The organism is Terriglobales bacterium, from assembly GCA_035651995.1.
Taxonomy (GTDB): Bacteria; Acidobacteriota; Terriglobia; order Terriglobales; family Acidobacteriaceae; genus DASRER01.
In genome coordinates, this window is the sequence record DASRER010000020.1 from 210,110 (window position 1) to 227,438 (window position 17,329).

Sequence of the window (17,329 nt, forward strand, 5' to 3'; positions counted from 1 at the left end):
AGCCCGATGCGCCGTTATGTCGTTGCCCAGCTTCGGGGACGCCTCATGGAGATCGGACCCGAGTTGCCCATCAGAATAGGGCCATCCGTCCCGGAGCGGCGCGCGGCAGAACGCCAGGGTAGAACTGATTGACCCACAACCCGTGAAAGCACTGATCGACACGGGTGCACGACGAACAGTGATCGCTCCCGCTGCAGCGGCTCGATGCAAGCTTGTCGCGATAAACACGGATCGGATTTTTGTGGTTGGAGGCGGAGAGGTAAAGGGTCCAGTCTACAGCGCCCAAATCTTGTTCGATCCGAGTCCACTCGCGAGCTGGCCAGCGATGGAAATCATCCAAGCTGACCTGCATCACCCCGCTATCGAATGCCTGATCGGCCGGGACTTGTTGCGTCGATGGATCCTCGAATATGACGGTCCATCGGGTGAGTTGGCCATCAGCGAATACGAGTAGGTCCAGTCCTCAGATGCGCATCGGCATGACGATGTAGCGGTACTTGTAGTCGCCGGCGGCGTCTTCGGGGCGCATCTGGCCGGCGGACTGCGGGTCTTTGAACTCGAAGCGCACCTCGCCGGAGCTCGACGCCTTCAGGAAGTCGAGCAGATAGGCGGAGTTGAATCCGATCACCAGCGGGTCGGCCTTGTACACGGTCTCGATCGAGTCTTCCGATTCGCCGGTTTCGGTGCTTGAAGAGGAAATCTTGATCTCGTCTTTGTCGAGCTTGAGGCGAATGGCGCCGGAGCGCTCGTCGGCGAACTGGGCCACGCGCTGGATGGCGCCGGCAATGTCTTCACAACGCACGGTGACGGATTTGGTGTTATCGCGCGGCAGCACGGCTTCGTAATTGGGGAACTGGCCGGTGAGCTGGCGCGAGGTCAGGAGGCGTCCGCCGGCGCGGAAGAAGAGCGTGGACTCGTCCTTGGCAAACTCAACGATTTCCAGTCCGTCGGCCTGGAGCAGCGAATTCAGCTCCGCCATGGCTTTCTTGGGGACGAGCGTCTTCATCTCGCCCGAGACGCCTTCGAACTTCGCCGTGCCCTCGATGTGCGCCAGGCGGTGGCCGTCGGTCGCGACCATGGTGATGGACTCGGGCTTGAGCACCATCAGCGCGCCGTTCAGCGTGTAGCGCGACTCTTCGTTCGATATCGCGAAGATGGTCTTGGCGATCATAGTGCGCAGCACGCCGGCGGGAATCTTCACCACATCGGCGGCCGGGAAGTTTGGCAGGCTGGGGAAATTGGCACGCGCCATTCCGACCATCTTGGTGTTCGACCGGCCGCTGCGGATCTGCACCCAGTGGTTCTCCAGCAGCTTGATGGAGATTTCACCCTCGGGCAGCAGTTTGACGTAGTCGTACAGCTTGCGCGCCGGGATGGTGCAGGAGCCTTCCTTCTTCACCCTGGCGGGGCAGGACGTGCGCAGGCTGAGGTCGAGGTCGGTGGCGGTGATGGCGAGCTTGTCGCCCGCGGCCTCGAACAGGAAATTTGACAGGATGGGGATGGTGGTCTTGCGCTCCACCACGCCCTGCGTCGCCGTGAGTTCCCTGAGCAGATCGGCTTTGCTTACGGAAATCTCCATGACCTACCCCCGAGCGATTGCTATGGCCTACGCCTGGCTGGTTGCGAACGCTTTAACTTATATCAAATTCAAATGCAGATAAATACCAACAGAAGCAGTAGGCGCTGAGGAGATGTGGAAATCAGGGACAGCACACGCACCAGCGCCGCCGGATGCGCCAACAAACGACTTCGGGGAAAGCGTCTGAAACTTCCGTCCGCGGGAAAAACGTGGATGCGGTTTCCCGGTTGCGGTCCAGAGTTCCGCAGCCTCCACACGCGGGACGCGATTTGCAATTACCCACAAGCGCGATTTGGTGGAAATGCGGTCCCAAACCGCTGCTCCGGCGGCGCGAACCGAGCGTGCGCTTGCGGAAAACTGGAGCCCGATCCGCACAGGGCTTGACAGTGTATGCTCCGCAAGCGCCGGCGTGAGTTGAATTTAAACGCTGCCATCCGCAGCCTGGCCAGCAGCTTCTAAGTCAGTATCCCGGCGGAAGGCATGGAACTTACGCTCAACTTGGTATGGGTTTGCATCGCCGCGGCCGCGTTGTGGCTTTGGCCGCGGACCGAGAGGTTGAAGGGAACGAGCCTCTGGTCCGGCCTGCTGACGCTGGCCTGCGCGCTGTTGGTGTTGTTCCCCGCTGTTTCCATCAGCGACGACCTGCAGGCTGCCTCAACGGCAATGGAAGACCGCTCCGATTCGCTTCGCAACTGGACCCCCGGAGCGCAACACTCCGTTCCGGCGGTGGCAACCGCGCCTGCCATTTCCCACACACCACGCGGCAGTACGGCCCCCATTTTGGCGCCGATCGTCCCTGCCCACGGGCATCGCGCGGCCGTCCGCGCCACGCGCGGGCCACCGCTCTCCTAAGCCGGCCGGATCGATTGGTCTGCGCCGCGGTTCCGCGGCGCAACATGGTCAACCAGATTGCAGCAGGGGAGGCGTTATGCAGCGCACGATTGATCTGGAGAAAGACGAAATCATTTTGCTGAGGAGTTTCATCGAAGCACACCTCTCGCAGGCGGCCCAGGACTGGCTGGACATTTCCTATGTGCCGCGGCGAAGGCTGCCGGCCGCCGTCAAGCTGGCCACCATGGGCCAGCGCTTCCGCCTGGAGCGCGATGACGACGGTACCTGGTGCCTGGCGACCGACGAAGAAAATCCCAAGCTGCTGGACCGCTCCGAGAGGGAGGAGCAATTTCAGGAGTGGCTGCTGGAGGCGCTGGCGCGGCAGGAGCCGTGAAAGGGCGGCGACGCGCCGATCACTTTTTCAGGAGCCGGCGGTGGCAAGGACTTCGTAGCGGCCGAGTCTGGAGCCGGCGGCAAGCACGGCGTCAGAAGGAAATCATACGCGCGCAGAAACAGAAAGAGCGCAGATTCGTTTGCGCTCCCTGGGTCTCCGCGGTGGGTACGCCTTCAGCCGGTCAGCGTCTCGGTCAGCTTGTTCAGAAGGCGGTTCAGGTCCTTGTCGCCCTTGCGCTGCTCTTCGATCTTCTCCACCGAGTGGAGCACGGTAGTGTGGTGTTTGCCGCCGAACTGGCGCCCGATCTCAGGCAGCGAGTGGTCGGTGAGGTGCTTCGACAGGTACATGGCGATCTGGCGCGGGAAGACGATGGGCCGCGAGTTGTTCTTCGCCTTGATCTCCACCACGCGCAGGCCGAACTGCTCGGCCACCGTCTTCTGAATGTTCTCGATGGTCACGCGGCGCGTCTGCGCGTCGATAAAGTTCTTCAGCACCTGCTGCGCCGTCATTAAGTTGATGGTGGCGCCGGTGAGCGAAGCGTAGGCGACCAGGCGGATCAGCGCGCCCTCCAGTTCGCGCACGTTCGAGCGAATGTTCGACGCGATGTAGAGCGCCACGTCGGTGGGCAGCGCCACGCGCTCCGAGTCCGCCTTCTTCTGCAGGATCGCGACCTTGGTCTCCAGGTCGGGCGGCTGGATGTCGGCGATCAGCCCCCACTCAAAGCGCGAGCGCAGGCGGTCTTCGATCTCGGCCAGCTCCTTGGGCGGGCGGTCGCTGGCGATCACGATCTGCTTCATGCTCTCGTGCAGGGCGTTGAAGGTGTGGAAGAACTCTTCCTGGGTGCGCTCCTTGTGGGCGAGGAACTGGATGTCGTCAACCAGCAGCAGGTCCACGTTGCGGAAGCGGTCGCGGAAGCTGGTCATCTTGTCGTAGCGCAGCGAGTTGATCATCTCATTGGTGAACTTCTCGCTCGATACGTAGCAGATGCTGGCCTGCGGCAGCCGGCGCTTCACTTCGTGCCCGATGGCCTGCATGAGGTGCGTCTTGCCCATGCCCACACCGCCGTACAGGAAGAGCGGGTTGTAGGCCTTCGACGGCTGCTCGGCCACGGCCCGCGCCGCCGCGTGCGCAAACTGGTTGCCGGCGCCGATCACGAACGCGTCGAAGGTGTAGCGCGGGTTAAGTTGCGCCGCCGTCTCCCAGTCGAAGCGCGCCTGCGAGCCGGGAGCGAAGCCGCCATCGTGGCGCAGCGGCGTCTCGCCGGGCGCCAGTCGCGACGCAGCCGGCTGCGGCTCCTCGTCGGGCGTGACGAACTCCACGTCATTGAATTCCAGCGCCAGGTTTTCGATCGCTTCCTGGATCAGGTCGGCGTATTTCTCCCCGATGTGGCGGAACTCAGCCGTGGGGACGCGGATGTACAGGATGCCGCCCTTGCTGTGGCTGTAGCGCGTGGGCTTCAGCCAGGTCTCGTAGGAGTGGCGGTTGATTTTCTTTTCCAGCGCGTCGAGGATGCGGACCCACGGGTTCGGCGCGGAGGCGGCGCTTGAGGAAAATGACATAGCCAATTCTTCGGCCGCCTCGTCCAGTGCCCGGGCAGCTCGTAGCAAATAAAAAAAAATACGACCGGGCGCTTCCACCCGGATTGTGCGAATCCCCTGCTTCCTCGATTGAACCTGCGCCGAACGGCGCAGAACCTTAGATTTCCAGACTACGCTTGCGACCGAACTGTACGGAAACCGTAACTCCAATCAACTCTGGCGATACTAGCACGAAATTTTCTCCGCCGGGAAAATCTCGCAATGCATTTGCTGCGAAGCGGCGGACAGTTGAACGCCGCCGGACGCTAGATGTCAAGTAGCAGAGTTGTAACGACGCAAAGATGGTGCAGGCGTGTAACGAAAAGAAACGTCCACCACAGAGACACCAAGAAACCGTATTCACCGCGCGCCGCAAGAGACGAAGTCGGCCAAGAAAACTGTTTTCTCTGCGCCTCTGGGGTGGAAGCGCAACTTACCGCAGCTTGGCGATGCGCGCGTCCAGGTCGGCGAGCGTCTTGTTCAGCAGCTCGGTATAGCGGGGATCGCGCGAGGCCTCGATCTGCTGGAGGGTGTTGCTGCGGGCCAGTTCCAGGTTCTGCCGCTGGCGGGCGCGCTGCTGCTCTTCGGGTGTGAGCTGGCGCTGGCCGTCGACGGCGGGCTTCTGCTGCGCCTCGTCCTGCTGCGACTCGACCGACTTGCTCTCCCAACCGCGGGCCATGCGGCGATTATAAAACGGATGCACCGTTTCTGGTGCAGCCGGCCGGGGGCGCACCGTTTCTATTTCAGGTTCGTCTCGCGATGGCGGTCGGACCACCATGACCGCTGAGCGGTCCACGCCGCCCCTGTTTGCTATACTTAAACTCTTGTCCCGGCATTCTTGTGGATTTCTGATACGAGGAGCGCAGTTTTCGCATGCCCAAGCGCACGTTCCAGCCTAACCGGCGTCGCCGCTCGAAGACGCACGGATTTCGCAGTCGCATGAAGACCAAGAGCGGCCGCGCGGTGCTGTCGCGCCGCCGCGCCAAGGGACGCAAGCGCGTCTCGGTAAAGCCCGGCTTCCGCGAGTAAGCAGCGCTTTGGGCGCCCCAGCCTTCGCCGTGTTTTGGCGAAGGGTGGGAGTTCCGCACGAAAGACCGCTCGATGGAAATTCTCACCGTGGAAGCTCCCCCGTTTCACATCCTTCCGCCCGACTCCGGCCCGGCGCCGGAGCCCGAGCAGGACTTTGGCCTGAGGTTTCCCCGCAGGGCGCGCCTGCTGCGCCGGGCGGACTTCGACGCGGTGTACCGGAAGGGCCGCCGGCATTTTTCCGCGAACCTTACGCTGTTCTGGCTGCCGCGCGCGGCGGACCCATGCGCGCCTGCGGGCGCGCGCTTCGGATTCACCGTGGGCCGCGTGCTCGGCGGCGCCGTGGCGCGCAACCGCATCCGGCGGCGTCTGCGCGAAGCGGTGCGGCTGAACCGCTCGCTGCTGCGCGCGCCGGTGGACGTGGTCATCAACCCGAAAAAGTCAGCGCTCAACGCGCCCTTCGCCGAGCTTTCGCGCGAAGTGGCCGACGCGCTGCGCGCCGTCGCCAGCGGAAAATCCAGCAAATTGCCGAGGCCGCGCGCATGAAGCATGCCCTCGCCCGCCTGTTGCGGATCTACAAGCGGATGGTGTCGCCGCTGCTTCCACCCGCCTGCCGCTACGTGCCCACGTGCTCCGAATATGCCGCTGAAGCGCTCGAGCGCCACGGTGTGTTGCGCGGCGGAGCGCTGGCGCTATGGCGCCTGTTGCGCTGCCATCCGTTCGTGCGCGGCGGCCATGACCCAGTACCCCGGTTCTCAGTTCTCCGTTCGCCGTTCTCAGCAAACCGGCACGGCATCGGGCTGAGAACCGAGGACCGCGAACTGAGAACTATCCTGAGAACCGACAACCGAGAACTGAGAACTTAATTGCACCAGCCCGGTCCACCTCCCGATCCCGGCACCGAGAAGCGCGTTCTGCTCGCGTTTGCGCTGACGTTTGTTTTTCTGGCGCTGATGCAGCCGCTCATCTCGCGCTACGCCAGGCAGCAGCAGGGCGCAGCGCCGGAAAAGTCCGCTGCCACGGAAACCGCGGCTGCCCCTGCGCCGGCGCCGGAAGCCGGCGCCATCACCGCGCCGGGTCCGGTGCGCGCCTCCGCGGAGAGGAAACCTGCGGCGCCGCCGCCGGTTGCCGTGAAGCAGGCCGCGACGGAATCGGAAACCGTCATCGAGAACGACCTGTACCGCATCGTCTTCACCAATCGCGGCGCGCAGGTGAAGTCGTGGGTGCTGAAGAAATACGAGGATGACCAGGGCAAACCGCTCGACCTGGTCCACCCGCTCGCCGCGCCGCAGTACGGCTGTCCGCTCTCGCTCTGGACGTATGACGAAGGGCTGCGCGGCCGGTTGAACACGGCGCTCTACGTCGCCAGCGAAAGCGGCACGAAAACCGCCCCAGCCGCCATCAGCTTCGAGTACGCCGACGGCGCGCTCCAGGCGCGCAAGACCTTCAGCTTCGACCACACCTACGTGGTTCGCGCGGAGGTATCGGTCACGCAGAATGGCGCTGCCGTGCAGGCGTACCCGGCGTGGCCGGCGGGCTTCGGCGACCAGACCTCGCCGACGGCCTATGGCCTTGCGGCGATCGTTTACCAGAACGCCGACCGCGAAGAGCGCGTGCCGCTGAAGAAGGTTTCCGGCGGGAACACGATCCCGGGCCCGTTCCACTGGGCCGGCGCCACCGACCAGTACTTTGCCGCCGTGTTCCTTCCCGACGCGCCCGATTCCGCCGCGCTCGTAACCTTGCGCCGCACCATCACCCTTCCCAAGGACCCGAAGAACCCCGGCGCGGGCACGGTGAAGGAAGAAGTGGCCGGCATGGCGGCCGGCGATCGCCGCGGCGTGACCGCCGGACGCTTCTTCGTCGGGCCGAAGTCGGTGGACGTGCTCAAGTCGGTGCGCTCCACCGGCCCGGCGGGTCCGAACAGCGGCCCCGACCTGGAGCGCCTGGTTGACTTCGGCAAGTGGTTCGGATGGCTGGCGCGGCCGCTCTTCCTGTGGCTGAAGTGGACGCAACAGCACTTCGTTCCCAACTGGGGATGGGCGATCGTGCTGCTCACCATCATCATCAACGTCGCGCTCATGCCGCTGCGCATCACCAGCATGAAGTCGGCGCTGAAGATGCAGAAGATCCAGCCGCAGATCAAGGCCATCCAGGAGAAGTACAAGAAGTACTCGGTGCGCGATCCGCGCCGCGCGGAGATGAACAAAGAGGTGGCCGACCTCTACAAGCAGCACGGGGTGAATCCCGCCGGCGGCTGCCTGCCGCTGCTGCTGCAGATGCCGTTCCTCATCGCCTTCTACAGCATGCTGGGCGTGGCGATCGAGCTGCGGCACGCCAGCTGGATATGGGTGCGCGACCTGTCGTCGCCCGATCCGTGGCACATTCTGCCGATCGGCATCATCCTCACCATGTTCTTCGTGCAGAAGCTGACGCCGCAGGCCGGCATGGACCCGGTGCAGCAGAAGATGATGAACCTGATGATGCCGGTCATGATCGGCGCCATCAGCTGGAACCTGGCCGCCGGACTCGGCCTCTACTGGACGATCGGCAATCTGCTGGCCATCGCGCAGCAATACGGCATCAACAAGACCGCCTTTGGCCGCGAAATGCGCGAAGAGATGGAGAAGAGGGCGGCGAAGAAGAAGAAGTGAAGTTGCCAGTCGCCGGTTGCCAGTTCCCAGTTCCGCTTCTAACAACTGGCAACTGAGTACTGGCAACTCGCTATAATCCCAAGCTTATGCCCATGGCCGACAAAGTCGCCGCCGCCCGCAAGATCGAAGAGCTGCTGAAGAGCGCCATACGGCACGGGGGCTTCAAGCTGAAGTACCGCATCACGGTGGATCCGCCCTTGCCCGAGGACCGCGACTGGGAGCGTCCGGCGATCGTGGTTGAGCTGGCCGGGCCCGACAGCCCGCTCATGCTGGAACGCGGCGCCGAGCTTCTGCGTTCGCTCGAGCACCTGGCCCAGCAGATGCTGCACCTTCCCCAGGACGAGCACGACAAGGTCAGTTTCGATTGCATGAACTTCCGCGCGCAGCGGCTGGAAGAGTTGCGCACCGCCGCCGGCGTGGCCGCCGAACGCGTCCGCAAGACCGGCATGCCCTATGAATTCGGTCCCATGACCTCGCGCGAGCGCCGCGTGGTCCATCTGGCGCTGCGCGACTTTCCCGAGCTGAAGACCGAGAGCACGGGCGAAGGCGGCGACCGCCACGTGGTCGTCCTGCCCAAGGACTACAAGCCGCGCCAGCAGTCGGCCATCATGAGCCGGCCACGGGGACGGCGCTGAACCCAAGTCAAGATTGAGAATGCAAAATTAAGGCCTTGGAGGGGCCGTCGCCCGCCAGGCCCCATTTGGCATTTTTCATTTTTGATTTTGCAATGCCGTCGGTCCCGCCCATAATCTCAGGCGCACTGTTGCCTCCCGCGGAGGTCTGATTTGTCAACCGACATCGCCATTCTTGCCGAAGTGCCGATTTTTTCCCTGATCGACAATGATGAGCGCGCCACCCTGGCCGAACTGCTGGAGACGACCAAGTTCACCCAGGGCGAAACCATCTTCGACTTCGGCGACCCGGGCGACACCATCTATATGGTGCGCAGCGGCCGCGTGCAGGTGTTCGTCACCAGCACCACCGGCGAGAAAGTCATCCTCGGGGAAAACGAGCGCGGCGATGTCTTTGGCGAGATCTCCCTGCTCGACGGCGGCCCCAGGACCGCCAGCGCCGTGGCCATCGAAGACACCGAGTGCCTCACCCTCGACCGCGACCGCCTGCTCGAGCTGGTGCAGAAGCATCCGCACGTGGCGCTTGACCTGCTCACCATCATGGGACGCCGCCTGCGCTCCACCGACGAGCTGCTGCGCACGCGCGTCTCGCGCAACCCCAACGTGGAAGAAGAAGAGATGCTCACCTTCGGCCAGCGCGTGGCCGACAAGGTGGCCGCCTTCGGCGGCTCATGGACGTTCATCATTTCGTTCGCCGTCCTACTCGTAGCCTGGACCGGCGTGAACACGTTCATCCTTCTGGAAAAGGCCTTCGATCCCTATCCCTATATCCTGCTGAACCTGTTTCTCTCCATGCTGGCCGCGCTGCAGGCGCCGGTCATCATGATGAGCCAGAACCGCCAGTCGGCCAAGGACCGCCTGAAGGCCGACCTGGACTATGAAGTCAACCTGAAGGCCGAGCTCGAGGTTGCGCAACTCCACAACAAGCTCGACCGCATTTATGAGGAAGTGCGGCTGGCCATCTACAAGGACAAGCGCGGCGGCAGCAGCGGGAACTGAACCGCTGTCCGCTTCCCGCCGGGCATCCGAGCCGCGCCAGGGAGCGGCCCCGGCGATACAATTTCTGCATGTCCGAAAAAATCACCAAGCCCGACGCCGACTGGCGGGCGCAGCTCACCCCCGAGCAGTACCGCGTCACCCGGAAGAAAGGCACTGAGGCGCCTTTCACCGGCGAGTACTGCGACAACGAAGACGCGGGAACGTACCTGTGCGTGTGCTGCGGCCAGCCGCTTTTCAGCTCCGACACCAAGTTCCACTCCGGCAGCGGATGGCCCAGCTTCTATCAGCCGCTGAGCGAGGAGAGCGTGGCCACCGAGAGCGACTCCAGCTTCGGCATGCGCCGCACGGAAGTGTTGTGCAGCCGCTGCGACGCGCACCTGGGGCACGTCTTCCCCGACGGCCCGCGCCCCACCGGCATGCGCTACTGCGTCAACTCGGCGGCGCTAAGACTCGAGCCGAAGGACGACAAGAGATAGCCGCAAGGACGCGGAGGAGCCGTTCGACATTCACCGAGAGAGCTGTCCCAAAAATCAAATTCAGAGAGATGGGTTGTTCCAAAATCAAATGAGGGGCCATGCTGAGCCCGCGTTCTTTGCGGGCCCAGGATCTATGGAGTCCGCCCCGCACCACCCACGGACCGTGGGCAGGGCACACCGCGGCCTGGAGCCCGTAATTATTTAGAATCCTCTGCGCCCTCAGCGTCCCCCCGGCGGCTGGCCGTTCGCATGCATACCGACGACACCATAGTCGCCATCTCCACGCCCGCCGGCCGCGGCGGCATCGGCGTGGTGCGCCTCTCCGGTCCGGAAGCGCGCGCGATTGCCGCGCCCATGCTGCGCCTGCCACGCGAGCTGGAGCCGGGGCGAGCGGTCGTCGGGGAATTGATAGAGCCGGCCGTTAATCTGCGCCCTTCGGTCGTCGGCCAGAACGCATCCACGAATGCTTTGCCGGCGACCGACGACCAGGGACCGACGGCCGCCTTCCGGCCCGGCGAGCGCCTTGACGACGTGGTCGTCACCTTCTTCCAGGCGCCGCACTCCTATACCGCCGATGACGTGGTCGAAATCTCCGCGCACGGCTCGCCCGTCGTCCTGCGGCACATCGTGGAGCTGGCCCTGGAGCGCGGCGCGCGGCTGGCCGAGCCGGGCGAATTCACCATGCGCGCCTTCCTCAACGGCCGCATGGACCTGACGCAGGCCGAGGCGGTGCGCGACCTGATCGAGTCGCAAACGCTTTACCAGGCCAAGGTGGCGGCCCAACAACTGGAGGGCGCGCTGGCGCACCGCATCGCGCCGGTCAAGCAAAGGCTGGTGGACCTGATCGCGGCGCTCGAAGCCGGCGTGGACTTCGCCGAAGACGACGTTGCCGTCCTGCCGGCGCACGAAATCAGCTCGCGCATCGCCTCCGTGCGCGCGCCGCTGGAGGAGCTGGCGGCGTCGTTCACTTATGGAAAAGTCGTGCACGAAGGGCTGACGCTGGCCATTGTGGGCCGCCCCAATGTCGGCAAGAGCAGCCTGTTCAACCGCCTGGTGGAGCGCGAGCGCGCCATCGTGACCGCCACGCCCGGCACCACGCGCGACCTGGTGACCGAAACCGTGTCGCTGGGCGGCATCCCCGTGCGCCTGGTGGACACGGCCGGCCTGCGCGAGTCGGCGGATGAGGTCGAAAGCATCGGCATTCGCAAGTCGCTCGAGGCGCTGGCCGATGCGGACCTGGTGCTGGTGGTGATGGACTGGTTCGGCATGATCGCGGAGATGGCGCAGGATGCCAGTCACGATCCGTTGCGGCCGCCGGTCCCGATCGAAGAAAACAATAGACTCTTGCAGCGCACCGAGGGCCGGCCGCGCATCCTGGTATTCAACAAGTCCGATCTACAGTACAAGCTGCCCGAGATTCCGTCGGAGCTTCTTGCCTCGATGGCCACCGGTGACCGAGCCGTGGGACTGGGCGCGATTGGCATCGACCGGGCGATGCTCACCGACTTCGAGCGCCAACCTGACCGTTCCAGGACAGACCTGCTTCAGATGGCCGTCTCTGCGATCAACCAGGAGGCTGGCGGTCCCGCCGTGGTGCGCACTTCCGCCCTCACCGGCGAAGGCATCGCCGAACTGCGCGCCGCTATTCTTGAGGCGATCGGCGGCCCCAACGGCGCGCAAAGCGAGTCCGGGTTCCTCACCAGCGCGCGCCACCAAGGGTTGGTGCGCGATTCGCTCAAAGCACTCGACGCCGCCTCTGCCGCAGTCAGCAACGCCACGCCCCACGAGATGCTGCTGATCGATCTCTACGCCGCGCTGCGCCCGCTCGACGCCCTCACCGGCGCCACCACGGCGGACGACATCCTGAACCTGATCTTCAGCAGCTTCTGCATCGGTAAGTAAGAACGTTTCACCGCACCGGCGCAGAGAACGCAGAGAAGAACCTTTTCCGAAAATCTCTGCCACCTCCGCGCCCTGCCGTGAATGTTCTTCAAGAAAAAAGGGCGGCTTGCGCCGCCCTGGGGTACCACGTCAGCCGAAGTTAGACCGCCTGCACGTTCTCCGCCTGCCAGCCCTTGGGGCCTTTGATCAGGTTGAACTGCACCGCCTGGCCTTCCTTCAGGCTGCGGAAACCTTCAGTCTGAATCGCCGAGTAGTGCACGAAGACGTCTTCGCCGTTGCTGCGGCTGATAAACCCGTAGCCCTTGGCATCGTTAAACCACTTCACGGTTCCTTGTTCCATGTGAGTCAGGCTTTCCTTCCAGGTGAATTGCCGAGGGATCGGAGTGACTGCAGGCAGGTAACGCTGGTAAGCGGGTACCGCTACAAATGCTTCGATCGAACTCGAGCCGCGCAGGATAAAGCAGAGCAGCCCCTCAAAGCAAGGACAATGCGGGCCCCAGGGCCGGGAATCCGCGCCAAGCGCCATCTTCGGCCAAAACCTTCGTTGTCTTGACACGCCCTCGGGCCCGGGGCCTAATACTGCCCGCGGGTCACTCCGCGTTGGAGACACAATGAACAAAGCAGACCTCATTGACCGGATCTCCTCCGCTTCGGGCATCACCAAGACGCAGGCATCTGCCGCCGTCGAGTCCTTGGTGGGCAGCATTACCGGAGCGCTCAAGAAAGGCGAGCGGGTGGCGCTGGTTGGATTTGGGACCTTCTCGGTTTCGCAACGAAGGGCCCGCAACGGGCGCAATCCTCAGACCGGGTCGGTGATCAAGATCGCCGCCCGCAAGGTGGCAAAGTTCACTCCCGGTGTCGAGCTGAAGAAGGCGGTGAACCGGAAATAGTCCGACCAAGGTTCGTTCAGGCATCCATAGGTTGGTTGCAGTAACCCCCGAAAAGAATTGAGCGGCAGGCTGCGCGCCTGCCGCTGTTGTCTTCTGGCAGCGGCGATGCGCTGCCTGTCCGCTATCCACTCTTCCCTATTCAGTGGTTCAACTCTCCGCCGCCGTGTTTCGCGCGGCAAATCTTGCAGTAGGCGACCGGCTCGGTGTTGTCCACGCGGTGCTGAATCGGCTTCACCGTCTTCAGATAAGCGTAAATGCTCTTCAGGTCCTGGTCGGTCATCCCCTTGAAGAGCCCCCACGGCATGATTGTGCTCAGCCTGCGCGCGCCCACATGGCCGGTGCGCAGCGCGGTCACGAACGTCTTTTCGGTGTAGTAGGAAATCCCGGAAGCATCGGGCGTGATGTTGGCGCTGGCCACCTCGCCCCAGGGACCCTTGAACCACTGTCCGCCGCTGAAGTCGAGCCCGGGCAGGGGAACGCCTTGTTCGTCCACCGGCGTGTGGCAGCCCACGCAATCGGCCAGCGTCGCCAGGTACTCGCCGCGTTTCACGGGATTCGAGAGGTCCGGAACGGGAACATGCTCGACGCGCGGCGGCGCTTTTAGCGATGCCGCCACCGGCGGCGGCAACTGCGATTTGCCGGGATCGTTCTTCACCGCGGGCAGCGAGCGTACGTAGGCGATCACCGCCGCCAGGTCGGCGTCAGACATGCTGCGGTACTGCATGAATGGCATCACGGGAAACAGCACGCGCCCGTCGTGTCCGATGCCGTTGCGGATGGCGTTGGCCAGTTGCGCATCGCTCCAGGCGCCCGCCCCGGTTGTTTTGTCCGCCGAAACATTGGGCGCGACCAGCGGAAACGGAAAATTCTCCAGCGGAAAACGGTTGCCGCCCAAGTTCGTGCCCGCAATCGGGAGCCCGCCCTCGGGCGAATGCCAGTCCACCTTTGAGTGGCAGTAGTGGCAGACCAGCACGTTCTCCACCAGATATCGTCCGCGTGTCAGCTTCGCGGACTTCGGCCCGGCGGCCGCTTGAGTCTTTTGCGCCGCAAGCGGCATCGAAAGGCAGGCAGTCAGCAGGGCAAGAACGGCAGTTTTTGGTCCTTGGGTCCGGAACCGCATCCGCAAGCCTCCAGGAAAGCAGTTTTTCTTTCGATGCTTGCCGGCGGCGGTGTTGTCGTCCGCCGGCGCGCACGCTGGAACGCGGCGCGGCCCGCAGTTTGCCAACGTTCACCCCTGCTTGTAAAATAAACATTTTGCGAAAGGTGCGTTGAAGCTTTATGAAGGCAGCCATCCATCCCGCATACAACGAAGTGCGCGTGCACTGCGCCTGCGGCAACTCGTTCATGACCCGCTCGACCCACAAGGGCGACATCCACGTGGAAATCTGCTCCAACTGCCACCCGTTTTTCACCGGTAAGCAGAAACTGCTGGACACCGCCGGCCGCATCGAGCGCTTCCGCCGCAAGTACGCCAAAAACGAGCCTGCCAAGGCCGGCGAGACGGCGAAGAAGTAGGCTTGGCGACTTCGAAGTTCTGAAAAGCCTCCGGCGACGGAGGCTTTTGTTTTTCTAGGTTTGTCCCGAGGAGTGCAGCGACGAGGGAACCCTACCCTCACCTGAGCATTCCAGGTCAGGCAGGGCTCCCTCACCTCGTTCGGGATGTCCTAATCAAGGCCATCGCTCGGTACCACACGCTAGAATAAAAGCCCGATGCGCAAGTTCTGGGACACTCCGGCTGACCGCAGCGCGCCTGAATTCCCGGCGCCGATGCCCTCGTCCGTCCAGATCGGCGCGGTGCGCATTGCGCCTCCGACCGTTCTCGCGCCCATGGCCGGCGTTACCGACACCGTCTTCCGCCGCTTCATCCGCAACACCAGCCTGCGCCCGGGCGCGGACCGCCTGGTCAGCGCGGCCGACTCCGGTTGCGGCCTGATCATGACCGAGTTCACCTCGGCCGACGGCGTACTGCGCGCGCGCGACCACCGCAACCAGCGCATGCTCGACCGCTACCTGCACTTTTACGAGGACGAGCATCCCATTTCGGCGCAGTTGTTCGGCTCCGATCCACAGGTGCTTGCCGACGCCGCCCGCTTGGTGCAGGACCTGGGCTTCGACCTGGTGGACCTGAACCTGGGCTGCCCGGCGAAGAAGGTGGTGAAGTGCAACGGCGGCTCGGGCCTGCTGCGCGACCTGCCGCTCATTCGCGCGATTTTCGAAAAGGTCCGCGCCGCGGTGACGATTCCCTTCACCGTGAAGTTCCGCGCCGGCTGGAGCGAGAAGGAAATTGTTTGCGTGGAGCTGGCGCGCATCGCCGAAGACTGCGGCCTGGCCGCGGTCGCGCTGCACGCCCGCACGCGCGAGCAGGGCTACAGCGGCAACGCGCGCTGGGAGTGGATTGCCGCGGTCAAGGACGCGGTGAAGATTCCCGTGATCGGCAACGGCGACATCCGCTCGCCCGAAGACGCCGCTTCGATGTTCGCTTCGACCGGCTGCGACGCCGTCATGATCGGCCGCACCGCCGCGTCGAACCCATGGATCTTTCGACAAATCGCGGACTACCGCGAGCGCCGGATCGCGCAGCACGCCGATGGCGCCAGTACCGCTTCACACGATGCAGCGACGGGCGCCCTCGCCCGCCGGCACGCCAGCGGCGCGCTGTACGACAAGCCCACCGACGCCGACCGCTACCAGATGATCCGCACGTACTTCTCGATGCTGATCGAAGAGGGGATGCCCGGCGCCGCCGGCAAGATGAAGCAGTTCGCGTCGTGGTTCACGCACGGCGTGGCCAACGGCAGCGCCCTGCGCAAGGCCGTGTACGAGGCCAAGACCGAGCGCGAAATCCTCCACCGCGTGGAGCAGTTCTTCGAGAGGGAACTGCAATTGCAGGACTCACCACGGATGCACGCGGATGAACACCGGCCAGGCACGCCTGAATCCGTGTTGTCCGCGTGAATCCGTGGTCAAGATCCACTCTACTTTTCCGCCGAGGTAGGGTCCACGATGCTGACCACGCGGCTCACCTTGTTCGCCGGGAAGCCCGACTCGGCCGCGTGCTGCCGGATCTCGCTTTCGTTGGCGGCAATATAGATGCAGTACAGCTTGTCGGCCGTGCGGTAACTGTGCACCCACTGAATGCTGGGGCCGAGCTTGCGCAGCACGCTGCACGATTTCTGTGCCGCCGCAACTACCTCCTCCGGACAAAGATTGCCGACGCCGGGAATATCGCGCTCAATCACAAATTTGGGCATTGCTGACTCCTTGCAGGGAATAGTGACTACTTCAGGATGAAGACGCGGGCGAGAAGATGCGGCCAGCGCCATCCCGGGCGTGAATCGGTTGACGAACGTTCCAGTTTTCTTAGCCGCGCGTCCAACGCTCAGCCACAGCTGAAAGTTGCCGGCGCCCCACTCAAGATGGGGTGGGGATTCTTGCGGCGCTACCCCAGCCGCGCCTCATATTTCCCCTTGTCGCCCGTCTCGACGAACGCCCACGGTGTTTTGGGATCGTGGGTAAACACCACCAGCCATTTCTCCGGCACGGCGTGTTCGTAAAAGCGCTTGCGGCTCTCGATCGTCTCCAGCGGAAACAGGTCGAAGGCCATCACCCAGGTAGGATCAAGGTGCGCGGTGGTCGGAATCAGGTCGGAGATATAACAGGCGCGCTGGTTGTTGCTGCGTATCACCACCGCCTGAAGATTGCGCGTGTGTCCGGGGAAGACCTTCACCGAGACGCCGGGCACAATGTCGCTGTCGCCGTGCAGCAGGTGCATCTGCCCGGATTCGACCAGCGGGTCGTAGTTGTCGGTGAGATAGCTCACCCGATCACGCACGTGCTGCAGCCGCGCGTGCCGCAGCTCGCCTTCCTGCACGTAGTACTTCGCCCTGGGAAACGCCGGCACAATGCGGTCGCCCCTGCGCAGCGTGTTCCAGCCGGAGTGGTCGAAGTGCAGGTGCGTGTTGATAACGACGTCAATGTCGCCTGGATCGATCTTTGCGCGCTCCAGGCTCGACATGAGGCGCGCTTCGGTTTCCCAGATGGCGCGCTGCTTGTCATTGAGCTTGTCGCCCGCGCCGGTTTCGATCAGCACGTTGTGCTTGCCGGTGCGGACCAGCAGCGAGTTCATCCCGACGGCAACGCGGTTGCGCGCGTCGGCGCCCATGCGCCGCTCCCACAGCGGCTTGGGCACCACGCCAAACAGACCGCCGCCATCGAGGTAGTAGTTGCCGTCGGAGAGAACGGTCAGCTCAAAGTCGCCCAGCGAACGCGTGGTGGGCTGTATGAAGTCCGACTTGGGATGCGGCGCGGGCAGCGTGGTCACTGAATCAGCCATAAAAACCTTACCGCGGACTCATGCGGATGAACGCGGATC

Annotated in this window: 20 protein-coding genes and 1 pseudogene; 14 read left to right on the top strand and 7 right to left on the bottom strand. The window is 63.8% G+C overall.

All coding sequences use genetic code 11. The annotated features are described in order from the left end of the window. Positions 1-127: 127 nt before the first annotated feature. The gene (locus tag VFA60_06805) at positions 128-454 is read left to right on the top strand and encodes a retropepsin-like aspartic protease (GenBank protein ID HZQ91484.1); all 327 of its coding nucleotides are present in this window, start codon (positions 128-130) and stop codon (positions 452-454) included. Positions 455-463: 9 nt separating this feature from the next. Here the strand turns inward: VFA60_06805 and dnaN are convergent, their stop codons facing one another. Next, entirely contained in the window at positions 464-1,579 is a 1,116-nt protein-coding gene (gene dnaN / locus VFA60_06810; GenBank protein HZQ91485.1) for a DNA polymerase III subunit beta, read from the bottom strand. Between the two features lie 480 nt (positions 1,580-2,059). Here dnaN and VFA60_06815 point away from each other — a divergent pair, with 480 nt between their 5' ends. Next, positions 2,060-2,431, top strand: coding sequence for a hypothetical protein (locus tag VFA60_06815; protein ID HZQ91486.1), 372 nt, complete (start codon positions 2,060-2,062; stop codon positions 2,429-2,431). Positions 2,432-2,507: 76 nt separating this feature from the next. Next, entirely contained in the window at positions 2,508-2,804 is a 297-nt protein-coding gene (locus tag VFA60_06820; GenBank protein HZQ91487.1) for a hypothetical protein, read from the top strand. A gap of 173 nt (positions 2,805-2,977) precedes the next feature. On the opposite strand, the gene dnaA is transcribed toward VFA60_06820, so the two are convergent. Both dnaA and VFA60_06830 read right to left on the bottom strand, forming a co-directional pair. Then, positions 2,978-4,363, bottom strand: coding sequence for a chromosomal replication initiator protein DnaA (gene dnaA / locus VFA60_06825; protein HZQ91488.1), 1,386 nt, complete (start codon positions 4,361-4,363; stop codon positions 2,978-2,980). A gap of 451 nt (positions 4,364-4,814) precedes the next feature. Beyond that, on the bottom strand, positions 4,815-5,060 hold the full coding sequence (locus VFA60_06830; protein ID HZQ91489.1) for a hypothetical protein: 246 nt from the start codon (positions 5,058-5,060) through the stop codon (positions 4,815-4,817). 194 nt (positions 5,061-5,254) lie between these two features. Here VFA60_06830 and rpmH point away from each other — a divergent pair, with 194 nt between their 5' ends. The 8 genes and pseudogenes from rpmH to mnmE all read left to right on the top strand — a co-directional run bounded on the left by rpmH (position 5,255) and on the right by mnmE (position 12,067). Beyond that, entirely contained in the window at positions 5,255-5,410 is a 156-nt protein-coding gene (gene rpmH, locus VFA60_06835) for a 50S ribosomal protein L34 (GenBank protein HZQ91490.1), read from the top strand. Positions 5,411-5,482: 72 nt separating this feature from the next. Then, complete coding sequence (gene rnpA / locus VFA60_06840; GenBank protein HZQ91491.1) at positions 5,483-5,953, top strand: ribonuclease P protein component; 471 nt, start codon at positions 5,483-5,485, stop codon at positions 5,951-5,953. Then, positions 5,950-6,156: pseudogene (yidD, locus tag VFA60_06845) on the top strand (membrane protein insertion efficiency factor YidD). The gene rnpA and the pseudogene yidD overlap by 4 nt, the downstream one beginning before the upstream one ends. Positions 6,157-6,273: 117 nt before the next feature. Further along, positions 6,274-8,058 carry a membrane protein insertase YidC gene (yidC, locus tag VFA60_06850; GenBank protein ID HZQ91492.1) on the top strand — a complete coding sequence of 595 codons (1,785 nt, stop codon included), beginning with the start codon at positions 6,274-6,276 and terminating at the stop codon, positions 8,056-8,058. A 92-nt stretch (positions 8,059-8,150) separates the two neighbouring features. Continuing rightward, positions 8,151-8,693, top strand: a complete 543-nt coding sequence (locus tag VFA60_06855) for a R3H domain-containing nucleic acid-binding protein (GenBank protein HZQ91493.1) — start codon at positions 8,151-8,153, stop codon at positions 8,691-8,693. A gap of 150 nt (positions 8,694-8,843) precedes the next feature. Continuing rightward, positions 8,844-9,689, top strand: coding sequence for a DUF1003 domain-containing protein (locus VFA60_06860; GenBank protein HZQ91494.1), 846 nt, complete (start codon positions 8,844-8,846; stop codon positions 9,687-9,689). A gap of 68 nt (positions 9,690-9,757) precedes the next feature. After that, positions 9,758-10,165 carry a peptide-methionine (R)-S-oxide reductase MsrB gene (gene msrB / locus VFA60_06865; GenBank protein ID HZQ91495.1) on the top strand — a complete coding sequence of 136 codons (408 nt, stop codon included), beginning with the start codon at positions 9,758-9,760 and terminating at the stop codon, positions 10,163-10,165. A gap of 249 nt (positions 10,166-10,414) precedes the next feature. Next, entirely contained in the window at positions 10,415-12,067 is a 1,653-nt protein-coding gene (mnmE, locus tag VFA60_06870; GenBank protein ID HZQ91496.1) for a tRNA uridine-5-carboxymethylaminomethyl(34) synthesis GTPase MnmE, read from the top strand. 139 nt (positions 12,068-12,206) lie between these two features. Here the strand turns inward: mnmE and VFA60_06875 are convergent, their stop codons facing one another. Beyond that, a complete protein-coding gene (locus tag VFA60_06875) occupies positions 12,207-12,407 on the bottom strand; it encodes a cold-shock protein (protein HZQ91497.1) in 201 nt (66 codons plus the stop codon). A 184-nt stretch (positions 12,408-12,591) separates the two neighbouring features. Between VFA60_06875 and VFA60_06880 the strand changes: the two genes are divergently transcribed. Beyond that, positions 12,592-12,957 carry an HU family DNA-binding protein gene (locus tag VFA60_06880; protein ID HZQ91498.1) on the top strand — a complete coding sequence of 122 codons (366 nt, stop codon included), beginning with the start codon at positions 12,592-12,594 and terminating at the stop codon, positions 12,955-12,957. A gap of 139 nt (positions 12,958-13,096) precedes the next feature. On the opposite strand, the gene VFA60_06885 is transcribed toward VFA60_06880, so the two are convergent. Continuing rightward, positions 13,097-14,014, bottom strand: a complete 918-nt coding sequence (locus tag VFA60_06885) for a cytochrome c (protein ID HZQ91499.1) — start codon at positions 14,012-14,014, stop codon at positions 13,097-13,099. A 221-nt stretch (positions 14,015-14,235) separates the two neighbouring features. Here VFA60_06885 and rpmE point away from each other — a divergent pair, with 221 nt between their 5' ends. Further along, entirely contained in the window at positions 14,236-14,472 is a 237-nt protein-coding gene (gene rpmE / locus VFA60_06890; GenBank protein HZQ91500.1) for a 50S ribosomal protein L31, read from the top strand. 195 nt (positions 14,473-14,667) lie between these two features. Further along, on the top strand, positions 14,668-15,912 hold the full coding sequence (locus VFA60_06895; protein ID HZQ91501.1) for a tRNA-dihydrouridine synthase: 1,245 nt from the start codon (positions 14,668-14,670) through the stop codon (positions 15,910-15,912). A 20-nt stretch (positions 15,913-15,932) separates the two neighbouring features. On the opposite strand, the gene VFA60_06900 is transcribed toward VFA60_06895, so the two are convergent. Both VFA60_06900 and VFA60_06905 read right to left on the bottom strand, forming a co-directional pair. Further along, positions 15,933-16,208, bottom strand: coding sequence for a DUF4242 domain-containing protein (locus tag VFA60_06900; protein HZQ91502.1), 276 nt, complete (start codon positions 16,206-16,208; stop codon positions 15,933-15,935). Between the two features lie 188 nt (positions 16,209-16,396). Then, complete coding sequence (locus tag VFA60_06905; protein ID HZQ91503.1) at positions 16,397-17,290, bottom strand: MBL fold metallo-hydrolase; 894 nt, start codon at positions 17,288-17,290, stop codon at positions 16,397-16,399. Positions 17,291-17,329 lie beyond the last annotated feature (39 nt).

Bases quoted from the DNA above. Each gene is read 5' to 3' on its own strand.
- rpmE (HZQ91500.1), top strand. From the start codon at position 14,236: ATGAAGGCAGCCATCCATCCCGCATACAACGAAGTGCGCGTGCACTGC.
- VFA60_06820 (HZQ91487.1), top strand. From the start codon at position 2,508: ATGCAGCGCACGATTGATCTGGAGAAAGACGAAATCATTTTGCTGAGG.
- VFA60_06900 (HZQ91502.1), bottom strand. From the start codon at position 16,208: ATGCCCAAATTTGTGATTGAGCGCGATATTCCCGGCGTCGGCAATCTT.
- dnaA (HZQ91488.1), bottom strand. From the start codon at position 4,363: ATGTCATTTTCCTCAAGCGCCGCCTCCGCGCCGAACCCGTGGGTCCGC.
- dnaN (HZQ91485.1), bottom strand. From the start codon at position 1,579: ATGGAGATTTCCGTAAGCAAAGCCGATCTGCTCAGGGAACTCACGGCG.
- rnpA (HZQ91491.1), top strand. From the start codon at position 5,483: ATGGAAATTCTCACCGTGGAAGCTCCCCCGTTTCACATCCTTCCGCCC.
- VFA60_06830 (HZQ91489.1), bottom strand. From the start codon at position 5,060: ATGGCCCGCGGTTGGGAGAGCAAGTCGGTCGAGTCGCAGCAGGACGAG.
- mnmE (HZQ91496.1), top strand. From the start codon at position 10,415: ATGCATACCGACGACACCATAGTCGCCATCTCCACGCCCGCCGGCCGC.
- VFA60_06895 (HZQ91501.1), top strand. From the start codon at position 14,668: ATGCGCAAGTTCTGGGACACTCCGGCTGACCGCAGCGCGCCTGAATTC.
- VFA60_06815 (HZQ91486.1), top strand. From the start codon at position 2,060: ATGGAACTTACGCTCAACTTGGTATGGGTTTGCATCGCCGCGGCCGCG.
- VFA60_06875 (HZQ91497.1), bottom strand. From the start codon at position 12,407: ATGGAACAAGGAACCGTGAAGTGGTTTAACGATGCCAAGGGCTACGGG.
- msrB (HZQ91495.1), top strand. From the start codon at position 9,758: ATGTCCGAAAAAATCACCAAGCCCGACGCCGACTGGCGGGCGCAGCTC.
- VFA60_06885 (HZQ91499.1), bottom strand. From the start codon at position 14,014: ATGCCGCTTGCGGCGCAAAAGACTCAAGCGGCCGCCGGGCCGAAGTCC.
- rpmH (HZQ91490.1), top strand. From the start codon at position 5,255: ATGCCCAAGCGCACGTTCCAGCCTAACCGGCGTCGCCGCTCGAAGACG.
- VFA60_06905 (HZQ91503.1), bottom strand. From the start codon at position 17,290: ATGGCTGATTCAGTGACCACGCTGCCCGCGCCGCATCCCAAGTCGGAC.
- VFA60_06855 (HZQ91493.1), top strand. From the start codon at position 8,151: ATGGCCGACAAAGTCGCCGCCGCCCGCAAGATCGAAGAGCTGCTGAAG.